11 protein-coding genes are annotated in these 13,207 nt (G+C 69.2%); 2 read left to right on the forward strand and 9 right to left on the reverse strand.

The window, feature by feature from the left end:
- Nucleotides 1-135: 135 nt before the first annotated feature.
- The gene (locus C8K30_RS01865) at nucleotides 136-1,317 is read right to left on the reverse strand and encodes a Vms1/Ankzf1 family peptidyl-tRNA hydrolase (RefSeq protein WP_108491178.1); all 1,182 of its coding nucleotides are present in this window, start codon (nucleotides 1,315-1,317) and stop codon (nucleotides 136-138) included.
- Nucleotides 1,318-1,521: 204 nt separating this feature from the next.
- Nucleotides 1,522-1,869 (reverse strand): chorismate mutase, encoded by a 348-nt coding sequence (locus tag C8K30_RS01870; RefSeq protein ID WP_233256919.1) that lies wholly within the window; start codon nucleotides 1,867-1,869, stop codon nucleotides 1,522-1,524.
- Nucleotides 1,870-2,019: 150 nt separating this feature from the next.
- Between C8K30_RS01870 and C8K30_RS01875 the strand changes: the two genes are divergently transcribed.
- On the forward strand, nucleotides 2,020-3,852 hold the full coding sequence (locus C8K30_RS01875) for a long-chain fatty acid--CoA ligase (RefSeq protein ID WP_108491180.1): 1,833 nt from the start codon (nucleotides 2,020-2,022) through the stop codon (nucleotides 3,850-3,852).
- 108 nt (nucleotides 3,853-3,960) lie between these two features.
- On the opposite strand, the gene clpX is transcribed toward C8K30_RS01875, so the two are convergent.
- From clpX to C8K30_RS01910, 7 genes are all read right to left on the reverse strand, one after another.
- Nucleotides 3,961-5,250 (reverse strand): ATP-dependent Clp protease ATP-binding subunit ClpX, encoded by a 1,290-nt coding sequence (gene clpX, locus C8K30_RS01880; RefSeq protein WP_108491181.1) that lies wholly within the window; start codon nucleotides 5,248-5,250, stop codon nucleotides 3,961-3,963.
- 290 nt (nucleotides 5,251-5,540) lie between these two features.
- Nucleotides 5,541-6,260, reverse strand: a complete 720-nt coding sequence (locus tag C8K30_RS01885) for an ATP-dependent Clp protease proteolytic subunit (protein WP_108491182.1) — start codon at nucleotides 6,258-6,260, stop codon at nucleotides 5,541-5,543.
- A gap of 42 nt (nucleotides 6,261-6,302) precedes the next feature.
- Nucleotides 6,303-6,941: an ATP-dependent Clp protease proteolytic subunit gene (locus tag C8K30_RS01890; protein ID WP_369939118.1), complete on the reverse strand. Its 639-nt coding sequence runs from the start codon at nucleotides 6,939-6,941 to the stop codon at nucleotides 6,303-6,305.
- Nucleotides 6,942-7,171: 230 nt separating this feature from the next.
- A complete protein-coding gene (tig, locus tag C8K30_RS01895) occupies nucleotides 7,172-8,572 on the reverse strand; it encodes a trigger factor (protein ID WP_108491183.1) in 1,401 nt (466 codons plus the stop codon).
- 246 nt (nucleotides 8,573-8,818) lie between these two features.
- Nucleotides 8,819-9,658, reverse strand: coding sequence for a carbohydrate ABC transporter permease (locus C8K30_RS01900; RefSeq protein ID WP_233256920.1), 840 nt, complete (start codon nucleotides 9,656-9,658; stop codon nucleotides 8,819-8,821).
- Nucleotides 9,655-10,575, reverse strand: coding sequence for a carbohydrate ABC transporter permease (locus tag C8K30_RS01905; protein WP_233256921.1), 921 nt, complete (start codon nucleotides 10,573-10,575; stop codon nucleotides 9,655-9,657). Before C8K30_RS01905 ends, C8K30_RS01900 begins: the two co-directional genes overlap by 4 nt.
- Entirely contained in the window at nucleotides 10,572-11,876 is a 1,305-nt protein-coding gene (locus tag C8K30_RS01910) for an ABC transporter substrate-binding protein (RefSeq protein ID WP_108491185.1), read from the reverse strand. The genes C8K30_RS01905 and C8K30_RS01910 overlap by 4 nt, the downstream gene beginning before the upstream one ends.
- Before the next feature lie 162 nt (nucleotides 11,877-12,038).
- On the opposite strand from C8K30_RS01910, the gene C8K30_RS01915 reads away from it, so the two are divergent.
- On the forward strand, nucleotides 12,039-13,205 hold the full coding sequence (locus C8K30_RS01915; RefSeq protein ID WP_108491186.1) for an ABC transporter substrate-binding protein: 1,167 nt from the start codon (nucleotides 12,039-12,041) through the stop codon (nucleotides 13,203-13,205).
- The last annotated feature ends 2 nt before the right edge of the window (nucleotides 13,206-13,207 follow it).

A 13,207-nucleotide genomic window follows, 5' to 3' on the forward strand; every position in this document is an offset into this window, starting at 1 on the left:
GCAAAACGGACACATTCTGGCGCAACAATTTCTCATACACGGTAAATCGGAAATTCCATCCAGGCTGGCGTCCGTTCTGGGCGCCTTTAGTCCCGTGCAGCGGCTCAGAATTCACATCGAATTCACGTGGGCAGGTCAGTGCAGCCGGCGATCGTCGCCCGACATGCTCGCGAGTGCCTCGGTGGGCGTGCCGTCGTCGCGCCAGCGCAGGGTCGCGGCGACGCCGTCCATCAGCTCCACCGAGCCCTCGGGCGCGAACGTCAGGCCGGCGTCCTGCCCCACCGCGGCGCGCAGGAGGGCGACCGTGGCGGGCAGCTCCTCCAGCCGCTCGGTCACCCCTATCGCCTCGAGGTCGGACCGGGACGCCGCGATGTGCATCGGGTCCGGACCGATCCAGAGCTTCCGGCCGTTCGTGGGTCCGGTGCCGGTGGCGCCGAACTCCTCCGCCAGCACGAGCTCCTTGACCTGCCCGCGGGAGAGCACCGCGACGACGTCGTCCACCGAGGTCACGGCGTTCGACTCGCGGCCGAGCTCGCGCCGCAGCTCCGCCAGGACACGTTCCCGCCGCCGCTCCCGGTAGGAGTCGAGCGCCTCGGAGACGCGCTCGGCGAACGCACCCTCGTGCACGCCTCCGCCACGGCCGCCACCGGATACCTCGACCACCTTCTCCGCCGTCGGCGCGCTCAGCGCGGCACGCGCGAGCGGAACCGCCCGTTTGTCCCCCGTGAGCACCACCAGCTCGGGCCTGGTCTCCGCCACCTGGCGCTCGATCTCGGCGGCGACGGCATCCGCGTTGCGGCCCCACGAGTCCTCGGCGCGGGACTCGATGCGCGCGCGCTTGACCCCCGTGGACCCGGTCTTCGCGATCTCGTCGTGCGGCGCCTCGAACGTGCTGTGCACCTTGCCGCCCGGCCCCGCGCGGAGGAAGTCCGCGCCCTGCCGGTCCACGGCCACCTTGAGCACCTCCACGGACTCGTCGGCGGCCAGCGCGGCCTGCAGCAGCGCGGGCACCACGGCCCACGAGCTCGACGTAATGGCGGGCGGGTTGTTCACCACGCGATCCACCAGCACGCCCGTGTCGTCGGCGATGACGACCCGGCCGTGCGGTCCCGGGACCCTCGCGGGTCGTAGCACCGCCTCTTCGATCGCGTCCAGCACGGCCTCCGGGGCCTTCTGCCGCGCCAGCTCCTTGCGGACCGCGTTCCAGCGGCCCTCGACGTCGCGGTCGGCAGCCTGCTCGGACAGCGTCGCGTCCAGATATACGGTCGCAAAGGGGCCCGGGTGGCCGAGGAGGGGTTTGAGCCAGTCGATCTTCATACGCACCTCCGCGTCTCCCGCCGAGGTCGAGATGATGCCCTACCGCAGGACCCCGCCCCGGCGTTCCCTCCAGGAAACGACGGATCGCGGGCGGACGCCACCCCTGTGCCGGAAATAGCTGTGACCTGCACAAGAAATACTTCTAGCCGACGTCGGCGGCCCGCCCTGAGCAGGTAAAGCCACGCCAATCGTTGGTCAACCTCTTCAAGCGTACGTATCGACCTCAGGCAGGTTGTCGCCCTTGTGCTGCGCGGCGATCAGCTCGTGGTGGCGGATCACCTCGCTGACGATGAACTGGCGGAACTGCACGGCGAACTCGGGGTCCAGACCGGACTCCTCGGCGATGCTCGTGAGCCGGTCGATCTGCTCCTGGTCGCGCGACGGGTCCGCCGGGGGCAGGCCGCCCACGGCCTTGAGCTCCCCCACCCGCCGCGTCATCTTGAACCGCTCGGCCAGCAGATGCACCAGTGCTGCGTCGATGTTGTCGATGCTCCCGCGGAGCCGGAGGATCTCGGACGGCACAGGAGCGCTGGTCGGTTCGTTGTCAGACACAAGAAGAGGTTATCCGCCCGAGGCCACCACGGGCGAAGGCTGTTCCGACCTGCGACGTGGATCGGCTACAGTCTGCCGAGCAGGCACGCAACTTGGTGAAGGCTCGGAACTGAGGCTTCACCTCTTCAAGACTTCAACGGAGAGCAGCAGATGACACTCGTCACGTCGCCGGCCTTGGTGGAGGTGCCAGAGGGCACCAGCATCAACACGATCCTCGCGGACCGGGTGGCCCGCTCCGGAGACGAGGCGCTCATCGAGCGGCGTGACTCACCCGACGGCCCGTGGATCAAGGTGTCTGCGCGCCAGTTCGAGGACGAGGTCCTCGCCGTCGCCCGCGGCCTCGTGGCCCGTGGCATCGGCGCCGGCGACCGCGTGGCGATCATGTCGCGCACCCGGTACGAGTGGACGCTGCTCGACTTCGCGATCTGGGCGGCCGGCGCAGTGGCCGTGCCGGTCTACGAGACGTCGTCGGCGGAGCAGGTCCAGTGGATCCTGTCCGACGCCGACGTCCGCCTCGCCGTCGTCGAGTCCGCCGCGCACGCCGACGTCGTCGCCCGGGTGCGCTCCCAACTGCCCACGCTCGAGGACGTCCTCCTCATCGACGACGACGCCGTGTTCGGCCTGCGTCTGGCGGGCACCAACCTCTCCGCCGGCATCGTGGCCGAGCGGCGCGACGCCGTCCGGCGCGACGACCTGGCGACCATCATCTACACCTCCGGTTCGACCGGCCGTCCCAAGGGCGTCGAGCTCACGCACGGCAACTTCGCGCACCTGACGATGAACGCCGCCGTCGGCATCCCCGAGCTGCTCCAGGCCGAGAACGCCCGCACGCTCCTGTTCCTGCCGCTCGCGCACGTGTTCGCGCGCTTCGTCGAGGTAGCGACGATCGCGGGCAACGCGGTGCTGGGCCACGCCCCGGACATCAAGAACCTCGTCGGCGACCTCGGCTCGTTCCGCCCGACCTATCTCCTGGCCGTGCCGCGCGTGTTCGAGAAGGTCTACAACAGCGCGGAGCAGAGGGCGTCGTCGGGCCTCAAGGCGAAGATCTTCGCCTGGTCCGCCCGGGTCGCGGAGGACTACTCGCGAGCCCTGGACGCGCCGTCGGGCCCCGGGCGCACGCTCAAGGCGAAGCACGCGATCGCCGACCGGCTGGTCTTCAGCAAGCTCAAGGCGACGATGGGCGGCCAGCTCAAGTGGGCGGTCTCGGGCGGGGCGCCGCTCGGCGAACGCCTCGGCCACTTCTTCCGCGGTGCGTGCGTGACCATCCTGGAGGGCTACGGCCTCACGGAGACCACCGCCCCGACGGCGGTCAACCGGCCGAACCAGATTGTGATCGGCTCCGTGGGCCCGGCCTTCTTCGGCACGGGCATCAAAATCGCCGACGACGGCGAGGTGCTGCTGCGCGGACCGCACATCTTCCGCGGCTACCGGAACGAGCCGAAGCTGACCGCCGAGGCCTTCGTCGACGGCTGGTTCCGGACCGGTGACCTCGGCCGCATCGACGAGCACGGCCACCTGCGCATCACGGGGCGCAAGAAGGAGATCATCGTGACGGCCGCCGGCAAGAACGTCGCCCCGGCCGTGCTCGAGGACCGGATGCGCGCCCACCCGATCGTGAGCCAGGTCGTGGTGGTCGGCGACCAGCGCCCCTTCATCGGCGCCCTCGTCACGCTCGACGCCGAGATGCTGCCCGGCTGGTGCGCCGCGAACGGCCTGCCCAAGCTGACGGTGGACCAGGCCCGCATGCACGAGCGGGTCCTGGCCGAGCTCGACAAGGCCGTCGCCCACGCGAACGAGGCGGTCTCCAAGGCGGAGTCGATCCGCAAGATCACGGTGCTCGACATCGACTTCACCGAGGCGAACGGCTACCTCACGCCGTCCATCAAGGTGAAGCGCGCCAAGGTGCTCGCCGACTTCGCGGACATCATCGACGCCCTGTACGGCGCCACGCTGCCGAACACCCAGCCGGCGGCGACCCACTGACATATCCCGAACCTGCCGGAGCAGGACCCCTGCCGACGTGAGGCCGGGACAGAAACGGGGCCGGAGCGCTGATCAGCGCTCCGGCCCCCGTTCTGTCTCTCGCTACGGTCAGGCGCTCTTCTCGCGCGGCTGACGGCCTCGGACCGGGCTCTTGCGCGGGACCACCGTCGGGTTCACGTTGTCGAGCACGACAGAGCGGGTGATGACCACGCGCTCGACGTCGTCGCGGCTCGGCACGTCGAACATGACCTGCTGGAGCACCTCTTCGAGGATGGCCCGCAGGCCGCGCGCCCCGGTGCCGCGGAGGAGGGCCTGCTCGGCGATCGCGCCGACGGCCTCCTCGTCGAACTCCAGCTCCACGCCGTCGATCTCGAACATGCGCTTGTACTGCTTCACGAGCGCGTTCTTGGGCTCCGTGAGGATCCGCACCAGCGCGTCGCGGTCGAGCGACGAGACCGACGCGATGACGGGCAGCCGGCCGATGAACTCGGGGATCAGGCCGTACTTCTGCAGGTCCTCGGGCCGCACCTCGGCGAAGAGGTCCTCGTCCTCCACGATGGACGGCATGGGGGCGCTGAACCCGATGCCGCGCTTGCGGGAGCGGGCGGCCACGATGTCGTCCAGCCCCGCGAACGCGCCGGCCACGATGAACAGCACGTTCGTCGTGTCGATCTGGATGAACTCCTGGTGCGGGTGCTTGCGCCCACCCTGCGGCGGCACCGACGCCGTGGTGCCCTCGATGATCTTCAGGAGCGCCTGCTGCACGCCCTCGCCGGACACGTCGCGCGTGATCGACGGGTTCTCGGCCTTGCGGGCCACCTTGTCGACCTCGTCGATGTAGATGATGCCCGTCTCGGCCTTCTTGACGTCATAGTCAGCGGCCTGGATGAGCTTGAGCAGGATGTTCTCGACGTCCTCGCCCACGTAGCCGGCCTCGGTGAGGGCGGTCGCGTCCGCGATGGCGAACGGCACGTTGAGCATCTTGGCGAGCGTCTGCGCCAGGTAGGTCTTGCCCGTGCCCGTCGGGCCGATGAGCAGGATGTTCGACTTGGCGATCTCGACCGGGTCCTGGTCGTCGGGGCTGATCGACCGACCCGCCTCGCCCGCCTGGATCCGCTTGTAGTGGTTGTAGACGGCAACGGCCAGGGCGCGCTTGGCGGGGTCCTGGCCGATGATGTACTGCTCGAGGAAGTCGAAGATCTCGCGGGGCTTGGGCAACTCTGTCAGACCGAGCTCCGCAGCCTCACCGAGCTCTTCCTCGATGATCTCGTTGCACAGCTCGATGCACTCGTCGCAGATGTACACGCCCGGCCCGGCGATCAGCTTCTTCACCTGCTTCTGCGACTTACCGCAGAAGTTGCACTTCAGCAGTTCCGCGCCGTCACCGATTCGCGCCACTACCTGTCTCCTCGCCTTGTGCACCCTCGCGGATTCCCGCACAGGCCGGCTGGCCCAGCACGTCCGCAACGTCGAGCGGTCTCAGATCCATTCCACACCACCAGTGGCCTGTTGTCAGCCGGGCGGCCCGGCGGGTCGCCCGACCGATTTTCACCAGATCATGACAATTTTGTCAGGTTCTGCGCGGCGTGTCCCACAATGCCCGACGCCGGGGCTCGTCGTCCACCGGTATTGGTGGCACGGCCCCGGCGCCGGGAACCGGCGGGTCTCGACGGACTTGACCGAAGCGGTCAGTTCGTCACGACCACTACCGGCTTGCGCGACTCGAGCACCTCGTCGACCAGGCCGTACTCCTTGGCCTGGGCGGCGGTCAGGATCTTGTCGCGCTCGATGTCCTCGCGCACCTGCTCCTGCGTCTTGCCGCTGTGGAACGCGAGCGTCAGCTCGAGCCATTCGCGCATGCGGATGAGCTCGTTCGCGTGGATCTCGATGTCCGAGGCCTGCGCGTAGCCGCCACCCTCCATCGCGGGCTGGTGGATCAGCACGCGCGAGTTCGGCAGCGCCAGGCGCTTGCCGGGCTGGCCCGCGGCCAGCAGGACCGCCGCGGCCGACGCCGCCTGACCCAGGCACACGGTCTGGATCTGCGGCTTGATGAACTGCATCGTGTCGTACAGCGCCGTCATGGCCGTGAACGAGCCACCGGGCGAGTTGATGTACATCATCACGTCGCGGTCCGGGTCCTGGGTCTCCAGGACCAGCAGCTGGGCCATGACGTCGTCCGCGGACGCGTCGTCGACCTGGACGCCCAGGAAGATGATCCGGTCCTCGAACAGCTTGGTGTACGGGTCCTGGCGCTTGAAGCCGTACGCGGTGCGCTCCTCGAACTGCGGGAGCACGTAGCGCGCGGACGGCATGGCGCCGGCGGTGGCGAACGGCAGCCCCATGCCCGACTGGGCACGTGCGCCGGCCAGGCGCTCTGCGGCTGCGACGAACTGGGCTTCAGGACTCACGATGGTCTCCTCTTGAAAAGATCTGAATGCGTATCGGGGCGGTCAGCTGTCCATGCCGCCGCCGCCGGAGACCGACGCGGCGTTCTCCACGACGTGGTCGATGAAGCCGTACTCCAGCGCCTCGGGCGCGGTGAACCAGTTGTCGCGGTCGTTGTCCTTGATGATCGTGTCGAGCGGCTGCCCGGTCTGCTCGGCCGTCAGCTCGGCAAGGACCTTCTTCATGTGCATGATGAGCTGCGCGTTGATGCGCACGTCGGTGGCCGTGCCACCGATGCCGCCCGAGGGCTGGTGCATCATCACGCGGGCGTGGGGCGTGGCGTACCGCTTGCCCTTGGCGCCCGACGACAGCAGGAACTGACCCATGGAGGCCGCCATGCCCATCGCAACGGTCGCGACGTCCGGCTTCACCCACTGCATGGTGTCGTAGATCGCCATGCCGGCCGTGATGGAGCCGCCGGGCGAGTTGATGTACAGCCAGATGTCCTTGTCGGGGTCCTCGGCCGCGAGAAGCATCATCTGCGCGCTGATCGCGTTCGCGTTCTCGTCGCGCACCTCCGACCCCAGCCAGATGATGCGCTCCTTGAGCAGCCGGTTGTAGATGGAGTCGTTGAGCCCGAAGCCAGCACCCTCCGTCCGCGCTACCGGCCCAGCATCCATCCGCAGCAGATCGTTCACGTCCATCTCCTCGGTTCTGACTCTCGTCTTTGGACCACGTCCTACGACGTCGTGTCGCTCGACCCTAACGTGCCTCAGCCCGCCAGAACTCCTGATTCGGCGGCCGTTTCGCCTACAGCGCACCGGTGCTGCCCACGGCGAAGTCTGGGGAACGCAGACGGCGGTCCGCAGCCTCGCGCGGAGGGTGCGGACCGCCGTCGCGCGTCATGCTCCGGCCCGCTCGGGCCGGGTGTCCGTCAGGCCTTCGCGGGCTCCGACGTCTCCGGCGTCTCGACACCGGCCTCGGGCGCCTCGACCTCGGCGTCACCGGCCGCCTGGGCCTGCGCCACGGCGTCGTTGAGCGCCGCCTGGGCCTCGTCGTTCTCGTCCGAGCCGATGTACTCGCTCAGGTCCACGACGTTGCCGTCGGAGTCCTTGACCTCGATCTGGCGCAGTGCGACCGCAAGGGCCTTCGAGCGGGCGACCTCGCCGACCATGGCGGGGATCTGGCCGCCCTGCTCGAGGGTCTTGATGAACTCGCTCGGCTCCATGCCGTACTGCTGCGAGGCGCTCACCAGGTACTCGACGAGCTCGCCCTGGCTCACCTGCACCTTGAGCTTCTCGGCGAGGGTGTCGAGCAGGATCTGGTTCTTGATCGCCTTGGTGGCGTCCTCGGTGACCTCGGCGCGGTGCTCGTCGTCCTCCAGGCGGCTCTCGGACTCGAGGTGACGGTGCACCTCGGCCTCGACCACGCCGGTCGGCACGGGGACCTCGACGGTCTCGAGCAGCTTCTCCATGAGCGCGTCACGGGCGGTGACGGCCTGGTTGGAGGTCTTGATGCCGGCGACCTGCGTGGTGAGGTCGGCCTTGAGCTCGTCGATCGTGTCGAACTCGGAGGCGAGCTGGGCGAAGTCGTCGTCCACCTCGGGCAGGTCGCGCTGCTTGACCGACGTCGCGGTGACGGTCACGTCCGCCTCCTGGCCCTCGTGGTCGCCGCCGGCCAGCGGCGCCTTGAAGGTGGTGGTCTCGCCGGCGGACAGGCCGGTCAGGGCCTCGTCGAGCCCCTCGAGCATGTTGCCGGAGCCGATCTGGTACGAGACGCCCGAGACGGAGTCGACCTCCTCGGCACCGATGACGGCCTTCAGGTCGATGACGATGTAGTCGCCCTCGACGGCCGGACGGTCCACGCCCACCAGCGTGCCGAAGCGCTCGCGCAGGGCGTCCATCCGCTCCGCGACGTCCTCGTCGGTGACGGTCGTGGAGTCGACGGTCAGGTCGACGTCGGCGAGCTCCGGGATCACGATCTCGGGGCGCACCTCGACCTCGGCCGTGAACTTCAGCTGGCCCTCGCCGGCCTTCGCCGGGACGTCGGTCACGTCGATCTCGGGCTGGGCGAGCGGACGCAGGTCGGTCTCGCCGAGCGCGTCACGGTAGAAGCCGGAGAGCCCGTCGTTCACGGCGTGCTCGATCACGGCGCCCCAGCCGACCCGCTGGTCGATGATCCGCGGGGGGACCTTGCCCTTGCGGAAGCCGGGGATGTTCACCTGCTCCGCGATGTGCTCGTAGGCGTGATCGATGCTCGGCTTGAGCTCGTCGTAGTCCACCTCGACGGTCAGCTTGACCTTGGTGGGCTCCAAGGTCTCGACGGCGCTCTTCACTTCGATGGTCTCCAGAATGTCGGGGGTGCGCGCACGCCGGCGTACTGCGTCCCGGGGTGGCGCGGGGATGCTCAACTCAGTTGCAGCTGCTCGCTGACAGCCGTGTGCGACAGACGCACGGGCAACCCGTCAATGGTACGCCCCACGACCACGGGCGCCGAATGCAAACGGGTGGCATGCCGCACAGCCTTCGGCGTCGCGCGACGATCGGCAAGTCGTCGCGCGACGATCGGCGTCGTGCTGCCGTCAGCGACCCATCCCGGCCGTGAGTCCCGCGACGATCTGCCGGGTCGCGACGAGGAACAGCACCACCAGCGGCAGCGTCGCGATGACCAGGCCAGCGAACAGGGTGGACCAGGAGGTCTGGTACTCCCCGAAGAAGGTGGTCAGACCCACCGGCAGCGTGTACTGGGTGCGGTCGCGCACGAGGATGAGCGGGTAGAAGAAGTCGTTCCAGATCGGCACGAAGCGGAAGACCACCACGGTGGCCACCGCGGGCCGCACGAGCGGCAGCAGCACGGACCAGAACGTGCGCAGCGGGCCCGCGCCGTCGATCCGGGCGGCGTCCTCCAGCTCTTCCGGCAGCTGCCGCAGGAACGTGGCCAGCACGAACACCGAGAACGGGACCGAGACCGCCGCGTAGACCAGGATCAGGCCGGTCCGGGTCGAGGCGAGCCCGATCGTGTCGAGCAGGTAGAAGATCGGCACGATCATGAGGTACACGGGCATCATCAGGCCGGACACGAAGACCTGCTCGATCACGCCCATCAGCCGCGAGCGCGACCGTGCCAATGCGTACGCCGCCAGCAGCGACACCGCCGTCGACAGGGCTACCGACGCCGTGGTGACCAGCACGGAGTTGAGGAAGTAGGTGGAGAACGACGCCTCGACCCAGGCCTCGCGGTACGCGTCCAGCGACGGGCTGACCGGCAGCCCGAGCGGCTCTGCCACCAGCTCCTGGTCGGTCCGGAACGAGTTCCAGACCATGATCAGCAGGGGCACCAGCGCGACGACGGCGTAGCCCCACAGCACGACGTTAACGGTGGCCCGGCCGGCCACTGCGCGGGCGGCGCCGGAGCGCTTCACGTCAGCCTCCGTTCCACGCGGCGGAACCACTGCGTGAACAGCACCGACACCCCGACGATCACGACGAACAACACGATCGCGACCGCCGACGAGATGCCTATCGCGTTGGAGGCACCCGAGTGGAACGCGGTGCGGTAGAAGAGGAGCGACATGACGTCGGTGGCGCCGGCCGGGCTGCCGCTGGACCCGCCGAGGGCGTACGGGATCGGGAACGCCTCCATGGAGAAGATGAACGTCAGCACGCTCACCGTGCCGATCACCGGCATCAGCATGGGCAGGGTGACGTACCAGAACCGCTGGCGGGAGCTCGCGCCGTCGAGCATCGCGGCCTCCTCCATCGCCGGATCGAGCGACCCGAGCGCGGCGCCGTAGATCAGGAGCGGGAACCCGACCCACTGCCACGCCGTGACCAGCACCACCACCCACAGGGCGGTGTCGGGGTCGCCCAGCCAGGGCTGGGCCACGGACTCCAGGCCGACGGCGCGCAGCGCAGCGTTCACCGGGCCGAACAGCGGCGAGAGCAGCAGCGACCAGAGGTAGCCGACGACCAGCGGCGACACGAGGTACGGCATCGTGTAGAGCACCTGGAACAGCCGGCGCAGCCTGCCCCTCTTGTGCAGCGCGTACGCCAGCAGGAGGCCCACCGAGTTCTGCACGACCATCGCCCCGGCGAACAGGAGCGCGTTGTGCCCGAACGCGCGCGGCAGCTGGCTGCGGTAGGGCTCCGTGGTGAACAGCGCGACGAAGTTGTCCAGCCCCACGAACGCCTCCTGCGCGGTGCCGCGCCAGGAGAACAGCGAGTAGGTCAGCGCCGTCGCCATCGGGTACAGCACGAAGACGGCGAACAGCGCCGCGGCGGGCAGCAGGAACAGGAGTGCGACGGACGTGGGCAGCGCCGCTGTGCGACGGCGGCTCACTCGCCCGGCGTCCACCAGGCCGACAGGCCGTCCTGAATGATCTCCGCGGCACCCTTGGCGTCGGTGTCGCCGAGGAACAGCTTCTGCCCCGCCTCACCCATCAGGTCCGTGCCGACGGGGTCGCCGTAGCGGTAGTCCACGAGCAGCAGGTACGGCGCCGGGTTCGCCTGGTACAGGTCCCACATCTCCTGCTGGAGCGGGTCGGAGAACTCGACCCCGGGGATCGGCGAGAACTGCTTGAGCTCGTCGGCGACGAGCTGCCCGAACTCCGGCGTGGCCAGCCAGTTCAGCAGTGTCTCGGCCTCCTCGGGGTGCTCGGTGGTGGCCGACATGCCCCAGCTGCCGTCCGCGTACCCGGCGGTGACCGGGTGGTCCAGGGCCGAGCCGGGCGGCGGGGGCACCTGGAAGACGCCGAGGTCGAGGTCAGGGTTGGCGTCCTGGAAGAACGCGAGCTCGTACGAGCCGCCGGCGAACATCGCGGCCTGCTCGGAGGTGAACAGGACCTGCGCGTCCGTGTACGGCACGCCGGTCACGTCGTCGGGCATGTACTTCTGCAGGTCCTTGAGCGTCTGGATCGAGTCGACGTAGGCCGGGTCGGTGAAGTCGGTGTCGCCGTCGCGCAGGGCCTGCTGGAAGTCGGCGCCGCCGTACTGGGCGGAGGTGAGGGCGTCGTGCACCGTGGGCACGAACCACCCGTCGCGCGCGCCGACGGCGAGCGGCGTGACGTCGTGCTCGAGGAGCGTGTCGTTGAGCGCGATGAAGTCGTCCCAGGTCTCGGGCTCCTGAAGGCCGTGCTCCTCGAAGATCGCGGTGTTGTAGTAGACCTGGATGGTCTGGGTGGCCAGCGGCACGCCGTAGACCGCGCCGTCCTCCCGGCCGCGCGAGCCGTCGAGGATGGCCTCGTCGAAGTCGGCGAGCGCCGGGACGAGGTCCTCCAGCGGCTCCAGGTTGCCGCCCTCGACGAGCGGCTGGAGCAGGCCGTAGGACCGCACCTGCGCGATGTCGGGGCCGTCCGAGCCGGTCAGGCCGGTGCGCAGGATCTGGTCGTACTCGGTGTTGAGGTGGGCCTGGAAGTTCACCGTGATGCACGGGTTGGCCGCCTCGAAGGCGTCGAAGATCTTCTCGTACGTCTTGACGTCCTCGGTGCGCCAGGACCACACGTCGAGGGCTACGGCCTCGCCGTCGCACCCCTCCCCCGCGGCCGTCCCGGGCTCCGGGCTGTCCGACGACGGCGCGCAGGCGCTCAGCGTCAGTGCCACGAGGGCGGTGGTGACTGCGGCGAAGGTCGTTCTGCGGTTCATGCGCCGGACGCTTCCGGTCAGGGGGCGAAGTGTCAAGCATTTGCGGCTTGGCGAAATGTCGTGTCTCAATTCACCCACGCGTGCCAGAATTTCCCCCGCCACTGGCTCGTTCGCCCATCTCTTCCCCTGAACTGACGCTGTCGTCAAGACCTGGAGACTCGCATGGCTCACCGTGGTCCGGCTCTGCTCGCAGCCACCGTCCTGACGGTCGCGCTCACCGCCTGCGCCTCGGAGGGTGGCGGGAGCGGCGGCAGCCTCGTCGGTGAGGGCACCGGCGACGACTGCACTATCGCGTCGCCCGTGCCGGTGGGTGCAGCGCTCAGCCTCACGGGCGCGGCCGCCAGCTACGGCGAGTCCCAGCAGAAAGGTCTGGAGCTCGCGGCCGAGCAGCTCAACGCCAAGGGCGGGGTCGAGTACGAGCTGACGGTGGAGGACGACCAGACCGACCCCAAGCAGGGCATCGCGGTCTTCGAGCAGCTCACGGCCGCCGACGGCGCGAGCGTGATCATCGGCCCGACGCTGTCCACCGCGGCGTTCCAGGCGCAGCCGATCGCGCAGGACGAGGGCGTCCCGGTGCTCGCCATCTCCAACACGGTGGACGGCATCACGGCGCAGGGCGAGTACATCTTCCGCGACTCGCTCACCGAGTCCCAGGTGATCCCGCAGACCGTGGCCGCCGCGAAGGCCGAGTACGGCCTGGAGAAGGTGGTGGTCATGCACGCCAACGACGACGCGCTCGCCGAGGCCGGGGGCGAGGTGTTCGCCGGCGCGCTGGACGCGGAGGGCATCGAGGTGGCCGACACCCTGACCTTCTCGGTGGCCGACACCGACTTCCGCGCCCTGCTCACCGAGGCCAAGGCGGCGGACCCGGACGCCCTGGTGGTCTCGAGCCTCATCGAGGCCGCGATCCCGCTGGTCACCCAGGCGCGCGAGCTCGGCATCGACGTGCCGATCGTCGGCGGCAACGGCTTCAACAACCCCAAGCTGATGGCGGACGCCGGGGACGCCGCCGAGGGTGTGGTCGTCGGCGCCGCCTGGAACTCGTCGTCGGACAACCCGGAGAACACGGCGTTCCTCGCCGACTTCGAGGAGAAGTACGGGGCGCAGCCGGACCAGTTCGCCGCCCAGGCGTACACGGGTCTCATGCTGGTCGACGCCGCGGTGCGCGCGTCGTGCTCCGGCGAGCGGGACGCCATCAAGGAGGGCCTTGGGGGTATCGAGGGCGCAGCAACCGTCCTGGGTGAGCTGACCATCAACGACGAGCGGGACGCCGAGCACGAGGCAGTGGTCCAGGTCGTCGAGGACGGCCAGTTCGCCGTCCTCGACTGATC

The sequence above is a fragment of the Promicromonospora sp. AC04 genome (assembly GCF_003058225.1).
Lineage (GTDB): Bacteria > Actinomycetota > Actinomycetes > Actinomycetales > Cellulomonadaceae > Promicromonospora.